At 38.0% G+C, this 213-nt stretch carries 1 pseudogene; it reads right to left on the reverse strand.

Annotation, left to right across the window (positions count from 1 at the left end):
* A pseudogene (locus FUA24_RS00645) lies at positions 1 to 213 on the reverse strand (leucyl/phenylalanyl-tRNA--protein transferase family protein); the annotation flags it as partial.

Here is a 213-nt window from a genome sequence, read left to right on the forward strand (position 1 = left end):
GTCAATCATACTATTAGTTATCCAAGTACCTTGTTGCCCTATACGTTTAATTTTTGAGCATTCTTGTACAACCTGCTTAAATGCTGTATTGGTAGTTACTTTAAAGCGGTTACTGCGCAATACTTGTTTCATACTTTTTGATACCTTTAATTTATTGGGAAACAGCACAAACCTAGGGTCTGGACTCCACCAAAGTATGGGCTCTTCGGCATC

Source organism: Seonamhaeicola marinus, assembly GCF_008085455.1.